At 58.5% G+C, this 17,648-nt stretch carries 18 protein-coding genes; 14 read left to right on the top strand and 4 right to left on the bottom strand.

Annotated elements, in window-relative coordinates; translation table 11 throughout:
- Nucleotides 1-10 precede the first annotated feature (10 nt).
- Nucleotides 11-1,207: an MFS transporter gene (locus CKW14_RS09185; protein ID WP_095125193.1), complete on the bottom strand. Its 1,197-nt coding sequence runs from the start codon at nt 1,205-1,207 to the stop codon at nt 11-13.
- 108 nt (nt 1,208-1,315) lie between these two features.
- A complete protein-coding gene (locus CKW14_RS09180; protein ID WP_095048595.1) occupies nt 1,316-1,969 on the bottom strand; it encodes an HD domain-containing protein in 654 nt (217 codons plus the stop codon).
- 230 nt (nt 1,970-2,199) lie between these two features.
- Here CKW14_RS09180 and CKW14_RS09175 point away from each other — a divergent pair, with 230 nt between their 5' ends.
- The 10 genes from CKW14_RS09175 (at nt 2,200) to CKW14_RS09130 (ending at nt 10,539) form a co-directional block, all read left to right on the top strand.
- Nucleotides 2,200-2,679: a GNAT family N-acetyltransferase gene (locus CKW14_RS09175; protein WP_007908312.1), complete on the top strand. Its 480-nt coding sequence runs from the start codon at nt 2,200-2,202 to the stop codon at nt 2,677-2,679.
- Between the two features lie 159 nt (nt 2,680-2,838).
- Nucleotides 2,839-3,501 (top strand): hypothetical protein, encoded by a 663-nt coding sequence (locus tag CKW14_RS09170; protein WP_095125192.1) that lies wholly within the window; start codon nt 2,839-2,841, stop codon nt 3,499-3,501.
- A complete protein-coding gene (locus CKW14_RS09165) occupies nt 3,498-3,992 on the top strand; it encodes a PAAR domain-containing protein (RefSeq protein WP_016986005.1) in 495 nt (164 codons plus the stop codon). Before CKW14_RS09170 ends, CKW14_RS09165 begins: the two co-directional genes overlap by 4 nt.
- A gap of 5 nt (nt 3,993-3,997) precedes the next feature.
- On the top strand, nt 3,998-4,732 hold the full coding sequence (locus CKW14_RS09160; RefSeq protein ID WP_077574055.1) for a hypothetical protein: 735 nt from the start codon (nt 3,998-4,000) through the stop codon (nt 4,730-4,732).
- The gene (locus CKW14_RS09155; protein ID WP_095125191.1) at nt 4,729-5,259 is read left to right on the top strand and encodes a hypothetical protein; all 531 of its coding nucleotides are present in this window, start codon (nt 4,729-4,731) and stop codon (nt 5,257-5,259) included. The genes CKW14_RS09160 and CKW14_RS09155 overlap by 4 nt, the downstream gene beginning before the upstream one ends.
- A gap of 105 nt (nt 5,260-5,364) precedes the next feature.
- On the top strand, nt 5,365-6,354 hold the full coding sequence (locus CKW14_RS09150; protein WP_095048591.1) for a 2-dehydro-3-deoxygalactonokinase: 990 nt from the start codon (nt 5,365-5,367) through the stop codon (nt 6,352-6,354).
- 19 nt (nt 6,355-6,373) lie between these two features.
- Nucleotides 6,374-6,994, top strand: coding sequence for a 2-dehydro-3-deoxy-6-phosphogalactonate aldolase (locus CKW14_RS09145; protein ID WP_095125190.1), 621 nt, complete (start codon nt 6,374-6,376; stop codon nt 6,992-6,994).
- Between the two features lie 46 nt (nt 6,995-7,040).
- Complete coding sequence (dgoD, locus tag CKW14_RS09140) at nt 7,041-8,189, top strand: galactonate dehydratase (RefSeq protein WP_007908327.1); 1,149 nt, start codon at nt 7,041-7,043, stop codon at nt 8,187-8,189.
- A 174-nt stretch (nt 8,190-8,363) separates the two neighbouring features.
- Nucleotides 8,364-9,674, top strand: coding sequence for an MFS transporter (locus CKW14_RS09135; RefSeq protein ID WP_095048589.1), 1,311 nt, complete (start codon nt 8,364-8,366; stop codon nt 9,672-9,674).
- A 61-nt stretch (nt 9,675-9,735) separates the two neighbouring features.
- Complete coding sequence (locus tag CKW14_RS09130) at nt 9,736-10,539, top strand: IclR family transcriptional regulator (protein WP_053122534.1); 804 nt, start codon at nt 9,736-9,738, stop codon at nt 10,537-10,539.
- On the opposite strand, the gene CKW14_RS09125 is transcribed toward CKW14_RS09130, so the two are convergent.
- Complete coding sequence (locus CKW14_RS09125; protein ID WP_007908332.1) at nt 10,536-11,588, bottom strand: NAD(P)-dependent alcohol dehydrogenase; 1,053 nt, start codon at nt 11,586-11,588, stop codon at nt 10,536-10,538. The genes CKW14_RS09130 and CKW14_RS09125 overlap by 4 nt on opposite strands.
- Before the next feature lie 192 nt (nt 11,589-11,780).
- Between CKW14_RS09125 and CKW14_RS09120 the strand changes: the two genes are divergently transcribed.
- Nucleotides 11,781-12,671, top strand: coding sequence for an AraC family transcriptional regulator (locus tag CKW14_RS09120; RefSeq protein ID WP_095125189.1), 891 nt, complete (start codon nt 11,781-11,783; stop codon nt 12,669-12,671).
- A gap of 183 nt (nt 12,672-12,854) precedes the next feature.
- Here CKW14_RS09120 and CKW14_RS09115 read toward each other — a convergent pair whose 3' ends face one another.
- Nucleotides 12,855-14,519: an electron transfer flavoprotein-ubiquinone oxidoreductase gene (locus CKW14_RS09115; RefSeq protein ID WP_064120345.1), complete on the bottom strand. Its 1,665-nt coding sequence runs from the start codon at nt 14,517-14,519 to the stop codon at nt 12,855-12,857.
- A gap of 548 nt (nt 14,520-15,067) precedes the next feature.
- On the opposite strand from CKW14_RS09115, the gene CKW14_RS09110 reads away from it, so the two are divergent.
- The 3 genes from CKW14_RS09110 (at nt 15,068) to CKW14_RS09100 (ending at nt 17,648) form a co-directional block, all read left to right on the top strand.
- Nucleotides 15,068-15,817, top strand: coding sequence for an electron transfer flavoprotein subunit beta/FixA family protein (locus tag CKW14_RS09110; RefSeq protein ID WP_095048588.1), 750 nt, complete (start codon nt 15,068-15,070; stop codon nt 15,815-15,817).
- Complete coding sequence (locus tag CKW14_RS09105; RefSeq protein WP_093435361.1) at nt 15,818-16,747, top strand: electron transfer flavoprotein subunit alpha/FixB family protein; 930 nt, start codon at nt 15,818-15,820, stop codon at nt 16,745-16,747.
- Between the two features lie 79 nt (nt 16,748-16,826).
- Nucleotides 16,827-17,648 (top strand): ABC transporter substrate-binding protein, encoded by an 822-nt coding sequence (locus tag CKW14_RS09100; RefSeq protein ID WP_095048587.1) that lies wholly within the window; start codon nt 16,827-16,829, stop codon nt 17,646-17,648.

Raw genomic sequence — 17,648 nt, 5'->3', positions numbered from 1 at the left:
GACGAACGGTCTAAATCACTGGTACGGTTTTGACATTCAGTCGACGCCAGAGCAGACGACCAAGGGTGATCAGCCAGTTCATCAATGCCACTACCAACACAGTGTGTAAAAGCGTTGCCATGCCGTGTTCGACGATGATTTTGCCAGCGAGCAACGGGAAGCCGAATACGCCGATAAAGTACGCCAGACTGAACAGCAACAGCGCCTGTGATGTGGTGCCGGCCGGTGCTTCGTTGGCGGCCAGACCGTTGATCACCGAATAGGTCAGGCCATAACCAACACCCAGCAGCACTGCCGCCAGCAGGTAAGTGAACCCGCCGTGCACGCCGAACGCGAACAGCACAATCGAACTCAACATCAACCCTGACAGCAGGCTCGACGCGCGCAACGGGTCACGCTTGACCACATACCCCGCGATCAACATTCGACTGCTGATCGCCGCACTCATGAAGCCCAGAAAGAACAATGAATAATCCAGCGAGCGCGCAGCGGCATAGCTGGTCTGAAAGCTCGACAGGCCACCGAATACGCAACCGCCGAGACCGACCATGATGATCGGGAACACGGCGCGCGAGCCCAGCACTTGAGTGGTTGCTTGCCAGCTGATTTTCGCGGTGGTTGTCGCCTGTGTGCTTTTCAGTTTTGCGCCGAGTTGCCAGAACAGCAGCGCGCCGATCAGGCTTGCCAGCGCCGCCAGATAAAACGCCGAGGTCACAGGCATACCCAACGCACTGGCGGCGCGCCCGAGTAACGGGCCGCTGCCGATGCCAGTCATCATGCTGCCCGACAGCAACGCGAAATACCTGGCCCGTTGCGCCGGCGTCACCAGACTGGCAACGATGATCGGTCCCAAGGTGTAAAACACCCCCCAGCCCAGGCCCAGTAACAAACCAAAAAACAACAGCAGATGACCGAATCCCGGCGTCATTGCAAAGCCCAGACTCGCCGCCGCCAGCAACAGACCAAACAGGGCAATCGAACGCGCCGCACCGAGCCAGTCCGACAGATGCCCGGACACCAGCACCGCGACAAACGTACTGAGCATCGCCGCCGAAATCACGCTGCCGGCATCGTGTTCATTGCCGCCGCGAGAACTGATCAACAGCGACAATAAAAACGTCGAGCCGTAAGACAGCGACAGCAGATAACTGGCGAGGCAGAACAAGCCGAACAGCTTGCCTGATACCTGGGGTGATGCTTGCGACATGACGCGGTTCCTTGACCGGAAATTCAGCGTCATCTGTTTAGCACGCCAGGTGAGCGGGTTAGGTCTGAAGTTGGCGAAGTCAGGTTCAGCGCACGCCGGAGTAACGGCTTAAACAATGCCAATCTCTTCCTTGAACTGTTCCATGAAACCCTTCAGACGTTGATGACGGACCTGCGCAAGACGCTGGCCGGCGGTGGTCTGGAAACCGTCGGCGAGGTGCAGCAGTTTGGTCTGGAAATGATCGAGACAAAAACGTGTGTCATCGTAATCGCGTTGTTTCGCTTCGGGATCCTGCGGGTCGTACAGCGCCGAACCCATGCGCCCGGCGATGTAGAAAGTGCGGGCGACGCCAAGCATGCCGAGTGAGTCGAGCCGATCGGCGTCCTGGACGATTTTCGCTTCGAGGGTGAGCGGGGTGATGTTGGCGGAGAAACTGTGGGCTTCGATGGCGTGGGCGACGGCGGCGATTTTCTCTTCGGACCAGTTCAGATCGGCCAGCACTGACGAAGCTTTATCTGCCGCCAGCCGCGAAGCCTGCGAACGCAGTGGCGAATTCTTCTCGACGGCCACGCAATCGTGCAAGAGCACGGCGGCCAACAACACCTCAAGATCACCGCCTTCTTCTTCATGCAGCGTACGCACGTTGTGCCAGACCCGTTGCAGGTGGGCGAGGTCGTGAGCGCCGTCGTCGGACGGCTCCAATGCGTAAGGCAGTAACTCTGCTGCCAGTGCCGCCACCGGTGTAAAAAACTCAAGGTTCATAAACATCCTTTTAGACTGTCGAAGTCACTGTGTGAGAGCGAGCCTGCTCGCGAATGCTGTCTGTCAATCAACAATGCAGGTGACTGAAAGGACGCTTTCGCGAGCAGGCTCGCTTCCACAGGGGACTGCTGTTTTTGCAACATTGCGCAGGGTAGTGTGTGTTTTGCCATGTGACGAGCGCCGCGCACCGTCTTAGTATGGCGTTTTCCTTTTTCCGACAAGGCCCGTCCATGACGATCGAAATCCGCCCGGCGACCCCCAGCGATGCCCCGCAAATCCTCGCCTTCATCACTGAACTCGCCGATTTCGAAAAGGCCCGTCACGAAGTCATCGCCAGCGTCGCCGACATCGAACGCAGCCTGTTCGGCGAAGGCGCCACCGCCCACGGCCTGATCTGCCTACGCGACGGTTTGCCAATCGGTTTCGCGGTGTTCTTCTTCAGCTATTCGACCTGGCTCGGCAGCAATTGCCTGTATCTTGAAGACCTCTACATCACCCCGGAGCAACGCGGCGGCGGTGCTGGCAAAACCTTGTTGCGTCACCTGGCGAAAATCGCCTGCGATAACGACTGCGGCCGCTTCGAATGGAGCGTGCTCGACTGGAACACGCCGGCGATCGAATTCTACAAATCCCTCGGCGCGCAACCTCAGGAAGAGTGGGTGCGCTACCGCATGGATGGCCAGGTTTTGCGTGAGTTTGCCGAGGGTTGAACACGATGATGGCAATCCGGCAGTAATTCGATTGTCGCCAGCGCTCTAGTCCGGCATTCTACGCGCCATTTTTGCGCGCTCACGGACGACACCTGCAATGCCTCTGGCACAACTTCTCCACGCCCGTGGAGCCTTCGCTGCGTCAACGAGTGACCGGCGATGAGCGGACTACGGGCGACAATGCGTCTGTATGGCCTAGTGAAAAACTCAGGCTCGAGCGACAACCCCCAGCGCCAACCGGTCGACATTCTGTGCATGACAAACCGCATGGGCGGCAGCGCCATTCGTGCGTTCGTGTCACGCCTCGATGCTGAGTTGATGACGCGCAGTGCCGGGCTCGCCGATTACCGCGTGATACCGCTGCGCACTTTCGATCCGACGGCGTTTATCGACGCCCATCAAGGCTGGCTGATGCTGCACATTTGCTGTGGTTTCGTCGCCCCTGCCGGGCATTCGCTGCTCAAGGACGGCGGGTTGATGCCGATGGGCTGGTACGTCTATTCCGAGATCGGCCAGTGGACGGCCCAGCATCATCTCGACCTCGGCGCACAAATGGCCGAACTGCTGCAATCGACTTACGAGCGTAATCACCTGCGCAACTACAACGCCTGGCTCAACGAACTCGACGACGCCTCGCCGGCTGAACTGGCCTGGCAAACCGACGAAGCCTGGCGACACCTGCAAACCGCCGCATCACCCGACAGGCGTGAGCATTGCCACGCCCTGTTCGACCCCGTCGACAACCGCTGGCGGTTCGCCGCGACCGACATCGATATTCATCAGCCGCACCCGGAACCCCTGAAGCAAGGAGCTTTGAATTGAGTGGTAAACCCGCTGCACGCGTCACCGACCCGACCGCCTGCCCATTGCCAGGCCATGGCACCAACCCGATTGCCTCCGGCTCGCCGAACGTCTTCTTCGACGGCCTCGCCGCCGCGCGCATGACCGATAAATCGGCGTGCGGCAGTCCGATTACCGGGGCAGTTTCCGGCACCGTTTTTATCAACGGCTTGAATGCCGCCACGCTCGACAGCACCGGAGGCCACGGCAATGTCGTGGTGGGTGGCTCGGGGACGGTGATTATCGGCCAGAGTGGCGGAGGGGCAGCGTTTAGTGGGCTGTTGCCGATGCCGGTGCATTTTACGGACAGGTTGCAAGTGGTTAACGAGGCGACTGGCGAGCCTATCCCCGATCATCCGTATGCGATCCAGCGAGGTGATGGGCGCATAGAACATGGCATCACCAATGAGCAGGGCTTTACCCATATGGTGAGTTCTCACTTGGCTGAAACTATTAAATTGTTTGTAGAGTGATCGAAATGGAAGTCGAAAATCCTGCACTCAGAGACTGCAAAACTGAAGTGGCTGGCCATGAGTTGACCTGCAAGACTGACCAGAGCGTCAAGCAAGTTACTGTCAAAGTGAAAAAGGTAGCCGTTTTCTTTATTGGCGGTGCTGGGGATAAAGAGGAGTATTATCAGAATGAACCTCCTCATCATAACGTGCAAAATGCGTGGAATCAGTTGTCGAACAGACTGTCTCCGGAACAAAAGCTCGACGTTAATTTACCTTATATAAGCTATAAGGATGTTCGCGGTGAGAAGGATATCGAGAAGTATGTAATACGCCCGTTAAAAGGTGATAAGACGGTTTATCTTGTGATTGTTGGTCATAGCCTTGGGGGGTGGAATGGTGCACATTTGACCTCGATTTTGAAAGAGCGAGGTTATACAGTCAAGATGTTGGTAACACTCGATCCTGTTGGCGGTGGTACAGGTGTATGGATGTTCTCTGATATCTATTTTACGACGCCAAAGCCCGTGGCAGATTACTGGATAAATATATTGGCATCCCCCAAGGAAAAAGACGATTCAGATACTGTTGCCAGTTTGGGAGAGCGCTGGATCATGACATCTGGACCGAATATAAATGAGGCGGTCAGTGCGAATCACCGGCAAGCAGGTATGCTGTTCGCCTCCAAACTTCAAAGTGGAAAGTCTGCGTGCGATATAGTTTATGAGCGAGTGACTCAATATTTGGAATCGAAAAAATGATACGACTATTTATTGTGCTGACGATGCTTCTATGTAGTTCTTGTGCCAAGCGGCCGATTCTTCCTGATACCGAGATTGAATTCATTTCTGTCGCTACAGGGGGCGATAGTTTGTCTTGGAGTGTTCGCTTTAGTTCGAAGACCGATGTGTTGAATTTTTTTAAGGATGCGACGGGAGAAACACAGTTAGGTGAAACATTGTTTTGCTCTCTGGATAAAGAGCTTGAATTTGAAAACTCCGATAAATTGACTAATTATTTTGTTGGTAATCTTGTTGAGGTTGACGCCGATAAGTCTGGTTTAGACCATATTTATACGTCTAGATTGTCCGCAGTGAGAAAGGAGGATGAGGGCGTTTCAAATGTTTTCATGAGCGCGGAAGAACTGCTGGCATTATTAAATGAACGTAACGCCGTCTCTTGCAGAGTGTTTACCTCAGCTTACTCATTCGGGGGATACTATTCGAAGTCAATGCTGATTCCAGCAACTGACCTCGTACACGTCATTGAACAGCAGCGCGTGCAATGATTGCTTTATCCCATAATGTGGGATGCAAAATTACATATTGAGATTTCCCGTCTGAGAGGTCTATAGTCCGTCGCACTCACTGCCAAAAACAAAACAGGTGAAGCGATGCTGGCGCAATTGATCGCGCTCGATTGGGGGACGACCTCATTACGTGCTTACAAACTCGCAGCGGACGGTGTGGTGCTGGAGCAGCGCGCGCTGTCGTCCGGGATCATGCAACTGCCGAAGACTCCGCGAGTCATCAACGGTCGCGAATGCGCCGATGGTTTTGAACTGGCCTTCGACGAGGCGTGCGGCGACTGGCTCGATGCGCAGCCGAATCTACCGGTGATAGCTTGCGGCATGGTCGGCAGTGCACAGGGCTGGCGTGAAGCAGCCTACTGCGAGACGCCGGCGAACGTCGCCAATCTCGGAAACTCCCTACAAACAATTGTCAGCCTGCGCGGCACCCGCGTGCATATCGTGCCGGGTGTGATTCAGCGTTCGCGCCTGCCGAATGTGATGCGCGGCGAAGAAACCCAAGTGCTCGGCGTGCTGCAGAATCTGCCGATTGAGGCGGGTGTTGATCTGTTGATCGGTCTGCCGGGCAGTCATTCGAAATGGGTGGACGTCGTCGATGGCTGCATCACCCATTTCGACACGTTCATGACCGGCGAAGTGTTCGCCGTGCTCAGTGAACACAGCATTCTCGGCCGTACCCTGAAGCAGGGGGCGGCGTTCGATGCTCTGGCGTTTGACCGTGGTGTGCAGGTTGCGCAGTCGGCGGACGGCGAACTCGGCGTGCTGTCGACGTTGTTCAGTGCCCGTACCTTGGGCCTGACCGGCGAACTCAGCCCGACCGCGCAGGCGGATTATCTGTCCGGCCTGATGATCGGCCATGAACTGGCGGCGCTCGCCACGGTTCAGCGGCGTCGCCGCAACAACCCGAATCTCCCTTCGATCATCCTCATCGGCAACGCGCAACTCTGCACGCGCTACAGCCGTGCCCTCGCTGCCTGCGGTTTCGCCAACGTGACGCTGGCCGAACAGGCCACCGAGCGTGGTCTGTGGCAACTGGCGCTGGCCGCCGGACTGATCGATTCCTCATCCCGTTAACCCTGACTGGAGGCCTGACATGCTCAAGCAAGCATTGGCGCAAAACGGTCTGATCGCGATCCTGCGGGGACTGCATCCGCAGGAAGCCGCCGCTGTCGGAGAAGTCCTGTATGCGGCCGGATTTCGCGTCATCGAAGTACCGCTCAATTCCCCTTCGCCGTACGAAAGTATCCGCATCCTGCGTAAGGCCCTGCCCGCCGATTGCCTGATCGGTGCCGGCACGGTGTTGACCCCGGCACAGGTCGAGCTGGTGAAAGAAGCCGGCGGCCAAGTGATTGTCATGCCGCACAGTGACGCCAAGGTCTTGCGTGCGGCGAAAGCGGCGGGGCTGTTTCTGTCGCCGGGTGTCGCCACGCCGACCGAGGCTTTCGCGGCACTGGAGGAGGGCGCGGACATTCTCAAGATGTTTCCGGCCGAGCAGATGGGCCCGGCGGTCGTCAAAGCCTGGCTCGCAGTGTTGCCGACGGGAACGGTACTGGTGCCGGTCGGCGGCATCACCCCGGACAATATGCAGGCGTTTATCGATGCCGGTGTAAAAGGTTTCGGCCTCGGTTCCGGACTGTTCAAACCGGGCATGACCCCGGAGCAAGTGGCGGTGAATGCCAAGGCCTACGTGGCCGCGTGGAAGGCCCTTCGCTAAGACTTTTTGGCGCTGCGTGCGCTGCATCTACAAGAGAGACAAAAAGATGAAAATCACCAAACTCACCACCTTCATCGTCCCGCCGCGTTGGTGTTTCCTCAAAGTCGAAACCGACGAGGGCGTGACCGGTTGGGGCGAGCCTGTGGTCGAAGGCCGCGCACACACCGTCGCGGCTGCCGTCGAAGAATTGTCCGACTACCTGATCGGCAAAGACCCACGCAACATCGAAGACATCTGGACTGTGCTCTATCGCGGCGGTTTCTACCGTGGCGGTGCGATCCACATGAGCGCGCTGGCGGGTATCGATCAGGCGTTGTGGGACATCAAGGGCAAGGCCCTTGGCGTGTCGGTGAGTGATCTACTCGGTGGCCAGGTGCGTGACAAGATTCGCGTGTATTCGTGGATTGGCGGCGACCGTCCAGCGGACACCGCGCGTGCGGCGAAAGAGGCGGTGAGCCGTGGTTTTACTGCGGTGAAAATGAACGGCACCGAAGAACTGCAATTCCTCGATACCTTCGAGAAAGTCGATCTGGCGCTGGCCAACGTCGCCGCCGTACGTGACGCGGTCGGGCCGAACGTCGGTATCGGCGTCGACTTCCATGGCCGCGTGCACAAGCCAATGGCCAAGGTGCTGATGAAGGAACTCGACCCGTACAAACTGATGTTTATCGAAGAGCCGGTGCTCAGCGAAAACTATGAAGCGTTGAAAGAGCTGGCGCCGTTGACCAGCACACCGATTGCTCTGGGTGAGCGGCTGTTCTCGCGTTGGGACTTTAAACGCGTGTTGAGCGAAGGTTACGTCGACATCATCCAGCCGGATGCCTCCCACGCGGGCGGCATCACCGAAACCCGCAAGATCGCCAACATGGCCGAGGCCTACGATGTGGCACTGGCGCTGCACTGCCCGTTGGGGCCGATTGCGCTGGCGGCGTGTTTGCAATTGGACGCGGCTTGTTACAACGCGTTTATCCAGGAGCAGAGCCTGGGCATCCATTACAACGAGAGCAACGACTTGCTCGACTACGTGAAGGATCCGCGGGTGTTCGATTACGACAAAGGTTTTGTGAAGATTCCGAACGGCCCGGGCCTGGGTATCGAGATCAACGAGGAATACGTGATCGAGCGCGCGGCCGTTGGCCACCGCTGGCGCAATCCGATCTGGCGCCATGCCGATGGCAGTTTTGCCGAGTGGTGAGTCGTCCCTGACACACCCGATGAGATCGTTCCCACGCTCTGCGTGGGAATGCCTCAATGGACGCTCTGCGTGCGCTTTTGGGACGCAGAGCGTCCCGGGCTGCATTCCCACGCGGAGCGTGGGAACGATCAGGCCTCAGGCCGACCTCAATAAACATAAAAAGAGGCTCTCCCCATGCAACCGCAAACCCTCACCGGGCAGGCGTCTTTAGTCACGCCCAGCCGTAAGCGTTTTTTCATCATGGTGTTGCTGTTTATCACCGTGGTCATCAACTACCTCGACCGCAGCAACCTGTCGATTGCTGCGCCGGCGCTGACCAGTGAGCTGGGCATCGATCCGATTCACGTCGGTCTGATTTTCTCCGCGTTCGGCTGGACTTACGCCGCGATGCAGATCCCCGGCGGCTGGTTGGTCGATCGCGTGCCGCCGCGCATTCTTTACAGCGTCGCGTTGTTGTTGTGGTCTGTGGCTACGGTGATGCTCGGTTTCGCTGCGAGTTTCATCGCGTTGTTTGTATTGCGCATGGCGGTCGGTGCGCTGGAAGCGCCGGCTTATCCGATCAACAGCCGTGTGGTCACGACGTGGTTTCCCGAGCGGGAACGCGCCACGGCGATTGGTTTTTACACGTCGGGACAGTTCGTTGGTCTGGCATTTCTCACTCCGGTGCTCGCCTGGCTGCAACATGAATTCGGCTGGCACATGGTGTTCGTCGCAACAGGCGCTGTCGGCATTATCTGGGCGGCGATCTGGTACGCGGTGTATCGCGAGCCACGGGATTTCAAAGGCGCGAACGAAGCGGAAATCGACCTGATCCGCGAGGGCGGTGGTCTAGTTGATATTCAGCAAGAGTCGGCCAAGGTCAAAGCCAAATTCAGCTGGACCGATTTGGGCATCGTCCTGACCAAGCGCAAATTGTGGGGCATCTACCTCGGCCAGTTCTGCCTGAACTCGACGCTGTGGTTTTTCCTGACGTGGTTCCCGACCTATCTGGTGAAATATCGCGGCATGGACTTCATCAAGTCCGGCCTGCTGGCGTCGCTGCCGTTTCTCGCCGCGTTCATCGGTGTGCTGTGTTCGGGGTTCTTTTCCGACTTCTTGATTCGTCGCGGCTACACCGTCGGGTTTGCGCGCAAGTTGCCGATCATTGGCGGGCTGCTTATTTCCACCTCGATCATCGGCGCCAACTTCGTTGAGTCGACGCCGCTGGTGATTGCCTTTCTGGCGTTGGCATTTTTCGGCAACGGCCTGGCCTCGATCACTTGGTCACTGGTGTCGACGTTAGCGCCAGCGCGGTTGTTGGGGCTGACTGGCGGGGTGTTCAATTTCATCGGCAACCTGTCGGCAATTGCTACGCCGATCGTCATCGGTTTCCTTGCCAGCGGCGATTCGTTCGCCCCGGCGATCACCTATATCGCGGTTCTCGCCTTGATCGGTGCTTTGTCCTACGTGCTGCTGGTCGGCAAGGTCGAGCGTATCGAGTTGTAGTGGTCTGCGTCGGGCGACCATAATGCCGCCCGTTCCTTCGCTCAACGGTAAAAGGCTGGATATGCAGGAAGACGCTCCGGAAAAAACCAAGGACGCCGCGCCCACCGGCACGCAGACGCTGTTGCGTGGCTTGGGTGTGGTGCAAGCGGTGGCCAGTGGCGCCCGCGATCTCAAGGAAATTGCCCGGCTGATCGGTACCACGCGCAGCACCACCCATCGGCTGGCCAGTTGCCTGGTCGACGAGCGCTACCTGCGCGTGGTGCCGCAAGTCGGTTATCTGCTCGGACCGAAGCTGATCGAATTGGGTTTCCAGGCGCGTGAAGAGTTGCCGCTGGTGAGCCTGGCCGGGCCGTATCTGGACGAGTTGTCGGCGCTGACTGGTGACACCGTGCACTTGGGCATTCGCGAAGGCGATGAAGTGTTGTATCTGCTGAAAAATCCGGGGCGCAACGGCCCGGAAATGCGTTCGCGGGTCGGCCATCGCATGCCGCTGGCGCGCACCGGTATTGGTAAGGCATTGATGCTCGATGACTCACCGAAAGACTGGCAACGTCTGTACGACATCAGTCTGCCGGCAGGTGGGAAGAGTCAGTTCTGGCCGCAGCATCCTCAGCAGTCGTGGGAGCAGCTTGAGCAGCGTATGACCGAGTACGTCGCCGGGGGCTACGCCTTCGATCTGGAGGACAACGAACCGTCGATCCGCTGCGTGGCGGCGCCGATTCGGGATGCGAGCAAGGGCATCGTGGCGGCGATCAGTATCGCCAGCACCGTGCCGTACATGCCGCTGGAAAAAATGGCCGAGCTGATTCCCCTGATCAAAGGGGTCACAGCCCGGCTGTCGGCAGAGCTAGGCCTGAAGGTTTAAACCTTGAGCGTCGCCATGTCGATCACGAAGCGGTACTTCACGTCACCGGCAATCATCCGGGCGTAAGCCTCGTTGATCTGGCGGATGTCGAGCATTTCGATGTCGCAGGTGATGTTGTGCTCGGCGCAGAAATCCAGGACTTCCTGGGTTTCGGCGACGCCACCGATCAACGAGCCGGCCAGCACGCGACGGCTCATCACTAGTTTGCCGGCGTGTACCGGTGGATCAATCGGCTCGATCAGACCGACCAGAATGTGCACGCCGTCGAAGCGCAGGGTGTCGAGGTACGGGTTGAGATCGTGCTGCACCGGAATGGTGTCGAGCAGGAAGTCGAAGTAACCGGCAGCCGCTTTCATCTGCTCGGCGTCGGTGGAGACGATCACATGATCGGCACCCTGACGGCGGCCTTCTTCAGCCTTGCTTGCCGAGCGGGTGAACAGCGTCACTTCGGCGCCCATGGCTTTGGCGAACTTGATGCCCATGTGGCCCAGACCGCCCATGCCGAGAATCCCGACCTTGTCGCCAGCCTTCACGCCGTAGTGCTTGAGCGGCGAGTAGGTGGTGATACCGGCGCAGAGGATTGGCGCGGCGCTGGCTAACGCCAGTTTTTCCGGAATGCGCACGACGAAGTGCTCGCTGACGACGATGCTGTCGGAATAACCGCCCATGGTGTTGCTGCCATCGACCCGATCCGGGGTGGCGTAGGTCATGGTCGGGCCTTCGAGGCAGTATTGCTCAAGGTTCGATTGGCACGCTTCGCAGGTGCGGCACGAGTCGACCATGCAGCCAACCCCGACCAGGTCGCCTACCTTGTGTTGAGTGACATTCGCACCGATCGCGGTGACTTTTCCGACGATCTCGTGGCCGGGCATCAGCGGGTAAACGGCGATACCCCATTCGTTGCGCGCCTGGTGGATATCGGAGTGGCAGACGCCGCAGTAAAGGATTTCGATCGCGACGTCATCGGCGCGCGGGCTGCGGCGTTCGAATTTCATCGGGGCGAGGGGGGTGGTGGCCGATTGGGCGGCATAACCGATGGCGGTGTACATGTGAAACCTCGCAAAAGCAGGAACAAGTGAGGCGGCGCATTCTGGGCGCCGACTGTCGGTCCGGCCATGACGATTCCTCCGGGTCTCATGCCTAATCCTCCGGCATGCGGGTTTGATCGGTCGCATTGGCAAAAGGATCTGCGATGATGCTTTCATCCCTTATTTTCGTGATTTTTTGTGAAGAGCAATTCGATGCAGTTGACCCGTCATCTTGATGCCAATGCGCGGCTGGTTTCGCTGATCGAGCCGCTGGCGCTGCGCGATGGTTATTCCCCGACCGGGTTGTCCGGTGTGCAAGTGTTGCGCGCCAGTTGCGACGTTGCCCGTGGCCCGCACATTTACGAACCGAGCCTGATGATCATCGCCCAGGGCAGCAAACTGGCGTTTCTCGGGCCGCGCACCATGGAGTACGGCGCCGGGCACTATCTGATTCAGGCGCTGCCGGTGCCGTTCGAATGCGAGACGTTTGCCTTGCCGGATGCGCCGTTGCTCGGTGTTTCGGTGGCGATTGATCGGGTGTTGCTCGGCGAGCTGGTGCTGGCCATGGGGCTGGCGCCGGGCCGGCATATCCCGGCGCAGACCCCGGAGTCGATGACCTCAGTGGTACTCGACGATGCCATGCGCGGTTGCGTCGAGCGCTTGCTGAGTTGCCTGCACGATCCGCTGGAATGCCAGATTCTTGGGCCGGCTCGGGTGCGTGAATTGTTGTTCACCGCGTTGCGCGGGCCGCAGGCGGATGTGTTGCGGGCATTGGTCGAGCAGCAAGGGCAATTCGCGCGGGTGGCGGCGTCGATCAGTCATCTGCATGCGCATTACACCGAGCCGTTGAACGTTGAAACGCTGGCCGGTTGCGCGAACATGAGCGTGTCGACCTTTCATGAGCATTTCAAACGCAGCACGTTGTTGTCGCCGGTGCAGTATCTGAAGCGCCTGAGGTTACTGAAGGCGCAGACGTTGTTGGTCGCCGAAGGCCTGGGTGTGGCGCAGGTGGCGCATCGGGTGGGGTATCAGAGTACGTCGCAGTTCAGCCGCGAGTACAAGCGCTACTTTGAGCGCAGCCCGGGTGACGAGCGCGCTGCCTGATGATTTTCACAATCCCTGTGGGAGCTGGCTTGCCAGCGATGAGGCCGGCACATTCAACATAGATGTCACCTGATCCACCGCCATCGCTGGCAAGCCAGCTCCCACAGGGAGTCAAGTGATGCAGTAAATTTTGGGCAACAAAAAGGCCCCCGATTCGGGAGCCTTGATGTTCAGCGGTTCGACTTACATGTTCGGGTAAGTCGGGCCGCCAGCGCCTTCCGGCGTGACCCAGGTGATGTTCTGCGAAGGGTCCTTGATGTCACAGGTCTTGCAGTGCACGCAGTTCTGGGCGTTGATCTGGAAGCGCTTCTCGCCGTCTTCCTTGGTGATCACTTCGTACACGCCGGCCGGGCAGTAGCGCTGCGCCGGTTCGTCGTACAGCGGCAAGTTCTTACTGATCGGGATGCTCGGGTCGGTCAGCTTCAGGTGGCAAGGTTGTTCTTCTTCGTGGTTGGTACCGGAGATGAACACCGAGCTGAGCTTGTCGAAGCTGAGTTTGCCGTCCGGCTTCGGATAGTCGATCTTCTTGCAGTCCGCCGCTAGCTTGAGGCAAGCGTAATCCGGCTTGGTGTCGTGCAGGGTGAACGGCAGTTTGCCGCCGAAGATGTTCTGATCCAGCCAGTTGAAACCGCCGCCAACGATGGCGCCGAACTTGTGGATCGCCGGGCCGAAGTTGCGGCTGGCGAACAGTTCGTCGTAGAGCCAGCTCTTCTTGAACGCGTCGACGTAAGTGGTCAGCTCTTCAGTGCCGTCCTTTTCTGCGAACAGCGCGTCAGCCACGGATTCTGCGGCGAGCATGCCGGACTTCATCGCAGTATGGCTGCCCTTGATCTTGGCGAAGTTCAGGGTGCCGAGGTCGCAACCGATCAGCGCGCCGCCCTTGAAGACCATTTTCGGCAGCGAGTTCAGGCCACCTTTGCAAATCGCGCGAGCGCCGTAACTGATGCGCTTGCCGCCTTCCAGATACTGGGCCAGCACCGGGTGATGCTTGAGGCGCTGGAACTCGTCGAACGGCGACAGGTAAGTGTTGCTGTAGGACAGGTCAACGATCAGACCAACCACCACCTGGTTGTTTTCCAGGTGATAGAGGAACGAGCCGCCGGTGTTTTCGGTGCCCATGATGTCCAGCGGCCAACCAGCGGTGTGCACCACCAAGCCTGGCTGATGTTTGGCCGGGTCGATTTCCCAGATTTCTTTCAGGCCGATGCCGTAGTGCTGGGCGTCGGCATCGCTGTCGAGGTTGTAGCGCTTGATCAGTTGCTTGCCGATGTGGCCACGGCAGCCTTCGGCGAACAGCGTGTACTTGCCACGCAGTTCCATGCCCGGGGTGTACAGGCCTTCTTTCGGGTTGCCTTCGCGGTCGACGCCCAGATCACCAGTGATGATCCCGCGCACTACGCCTTGTTCGTCGATCAGTGCTTCCTGAGCGGCGAAACCCGGGTAGATTTCCACGCCGAGGTTCTCGGCCTGCTGGGCGAGCCAGCGGCACAGGTTGCCGAGGGAGATAATGTAGTTGCCTTCGTTGTGCATGGTCTTGGGCACAAAGAAGTCAGGAATTTTCTGCGCGCTGTCGGCGTTTTTCAGTACGAAAATATCGTCGCGGGTCACTGGCGTGTTCAGCGGGGCGCCGAGTTCTTTCCAGTCCGGGAACAGTTCATTCAGAGCGCGTGGTTCGAACACGGCACCGGACAGGATGTGTGCGCCGACTTCGGAGCCTTTTTCGACCACGCAGACGCTGATTTCCTTACCGGCTTCGGCGGCCTTCTGCTTCAGACGGCAGGCGGCGGACAGGCCAGCGGGGCCGGCACCGACGATGACCACGTCGAATTCCATGTATTCGCGTTCCACAGGCTATCTCCTACTCAAGGCTCAACAGTTTTTTTTCTAATTTGGAGGTTTGATGTCGCATCCGCTATTCCTTTACGTTAACGTCAAGGGGAATATTGGAGTCCGACCTTTCTCTCTAGGCGGCGCATTATATCTACACCACTCCGAGCGTCCAATACAAACGTTTGTTTGAATTGGCTCCAGCCCAGAGAAATCAAAGAAGCGCGGCTTATGAATGGTCATTTTGCTGTATTGACCGGAATAGGCGTTCCGGTCAAGATACGGGCGGTTTTGCGCTCGTCGTAGGCAGACTGGCGGTTTCAAGAGCACGTCTAAAGACAGGGCACAGGCAGTAGAAGGTGATGCGCAGCGCAGGTCCGGCGCGCAGTTTACACAGCGTGAAGATCAATGACCCGTCGGTCACCCCTGACGAACGGTCGCAGGTCCTCCACCGTGCAGCCACCTGACACCCGAGTCGGCGTTTTTAGAGGTGCCCTTTAGCCTGATGAGCATCAACCGCCAGGTTCGCCTAGGCGACTTTCTTTTCACCGGAGAGTAACGAGGAATCCATGAAGGTTCTTGTAGCTGTCAAACGCGTTGTGGATTACAACGTCAAGGTTCGCGTCAAGGCGGACAATTCCGGCGTCGATCTCGCCAACGTCAAGATGTCGATGAACCCGTTCTGCGAAATCGCAGTGGAAGAAGCCGTACGCCTGAAAGAGAAAGGTGTTGCGACTGAAATCGTCGTCGTCTCCATCGGCCCGACCACCGCTCAGGAGCAACTGCGTACCGCACTGGCTCTGGGTGCCGACCGTGCCATCCTCGTCGAATCCACTGAAGATCTGACCTCGCTCGCCGTGGCCAAGCTGCTCAAGGCTGTGGTCGACAAGGAACAGCCGCAGCTGGTGATCCTCGGCAAGCAGGCCATCGACAGCGACAACAACCAGACCGGCCAGATGCTCGCTGCATTGAGCGGCTACGGTCAGGGCACGTTCGCCTCGAAAGTCGAAGTCTCCGGCGACAGCGTTGCCGTGACTCGTGAAATCGACGGCGGCGCGCAGACGGTTTCCCTGAAACTGCCGGCCATCGTCACCACCGACCTGCGTTTGAACGAGCCGCGCTACGCGTCCCTGCCAAACATCATGAAAGCCAAGAAGAAGCCTCTCGAAGTGCTGACTCCGGACGCTTTGGGCGTTTCCACCGCCTCCACCAACAAGACCCTGAAAGTCGAAGCGCCGGCTGCACGCAGCGCGGGCATCAAGGTTAAGTCGGTAGCTGAATTGGTCGAGAAACTGAAAAACGAAGCGAAGGTAATCTAAATGACTATCTTGGTTATTGCTGAACACGACAACAAAGTGCTGGCCCCGGCCACACTGAACACCGTGGCTGCTGCGGTCAAAATCGGCGGCGACGTCCACGTTCTGGTTGCAGGTCAAGGCGCTGGCGCCGTGGCTGAAGCCGCTGCGAAAATCGCTGGCGTGAGCAAAGTCCTCAACGCTGACAATGCCGCTTACGCGCATCAGCTGCCGGAAAACGTTGCGCCATTGGTTGCAGAGCTGGGCGCTGGCTACAGCCACATCCTGGCTGCCGCGACCTCCAACGGTAAAAACATCCTGCCGCGCGTTGCCGCGCAGCTGGACGTTGACCAGATCTCCGAGATCATCTCGGTCGAAAGCGCTGACACGTTCAAGCGTCCGATCTACGCCGGTAACGCTATCGCTACCGTGCAGTCGACCGCTGCGATCAAAGTGATCACTGTACGTGCTACCGGTTTCGACCCGGTTGCCGCTGAAGGTGGTTCGGCTGCCGTTGAAGCAGTTGCTGCTGCGCACAACGCGGGCACTTCCAGCTTCGTCAACGAAGAACTGGCCAAGTCCGATCGTCCTGAGCTGACCGCTGCCAAGATCGTCGTTTCCGGCGGCCGCGGCATGCAGAACGGCGACAACTTCAAACACCTGTACGCTCTGGCCGACAAGCTGGGCGCTGCTGTCGGTGCTTCGCGCGCCGCGGTCGACGCAGGTTTCGTACCGAACGACATGCAGGTCGGTCAGACCGGCAAGATTGTTGCGCCACAGCTGTACATTGCCGTCGGTATCTCCGGCGCGATCCAGCACTTGGCCGGTATGAAAGACTCCAAAGTGATCGTTGCGATCAACAAGGACGAAGAAGCGCCGATCTTCCAGGTGGCCGATTACGGTCTCGTGGCTGATCTGTTCGAAGCCGTCCCTGAGCTGGAGAAGCTGGTCTAATCCAGCGGCTTCACTTATAAAGAGCCCGACCTTTTGGTCGGGCTTTTTTTGTCTCGGATTTGAGTGGGAGTGTGTTGCCATGGATCTGCGCTGCGGATGGTTGTTGGGGTTGGCCCTGTTGCCAGGTTTGGCTATGGCCGCTGGCAAATGCGAGCGCCTCGTCGTCACCGGTAGCCCGGATGCGCCGCCGTACCTGTGGCAGGACCCGCAGAATCCCAAGCAGTTGATCGGTGCCAGCGCTGATCTGCTGCAACAAGTCGCCAAAGACCTCGGCATCAAAGTCGAATTGCTCTACGCCGGCAAACGTTCGCAAGCCCTCGATGAAGTGCGCAGCGGGCGCATGGACATGCTCGCCGACGCGCCGCTGACCCTCAATGAGCTGGAAAACCTCGACTACATCCATCCGCCGTTGCTGGAAAACGACTATCTGGTGTGGACCCGCAAAGGCTCGACGCTGGTCTACAGCGAGGCCAAAGACCTGCACGGTCACGTCGGTGCGTTGTCGGAAAAGTCTCGTATGACCCAGGCATTTGGCACTTTCGCCGAGCAGAATCTGACCCTGACCCGGACAGCCAACCTCACTCAGGCGCTACAGAAACTGCTCTTGGGCGAAGTGGAATATGTACTCGCCGGCCGATACTCGGGCATGGCCGCCGCGCAGGCATTGGGTATGGCCAATGACCTGTTGGTGTTCGAGCAACCGGTCGACCGGCCGGGGCTGTTCCTCGCGGTTTCGCATAACTCGGCATGCAACGATCCGTGGTTGCGCGGACAGTTGGCCAAAAAGATGACAGAATTGCCCGCGTCCGGACTGACGGAAGCCGCGCTGCAACGCAATATCGAGCGCTGGAAGGCGCAGCAGCAACAGCCGCCACAACCTGTCAGTGCCCCAAAACAGTAG

This window comes from Pseudomonas sp. Irchel s3a12 (assembly GCF_900187485.1).
Lineage (GTDB): Bacteria > Pseudomonadota > Gammaproteobacteria > Pseudomonadales > Pseudomonadaceae > Aquipseudomonas > Aquipseudomonas neuropathica.
Note: the sequence above shows the minus strand (reverse complement) of the source record. Positions and strands in the feature narration are given on the sequence as shown.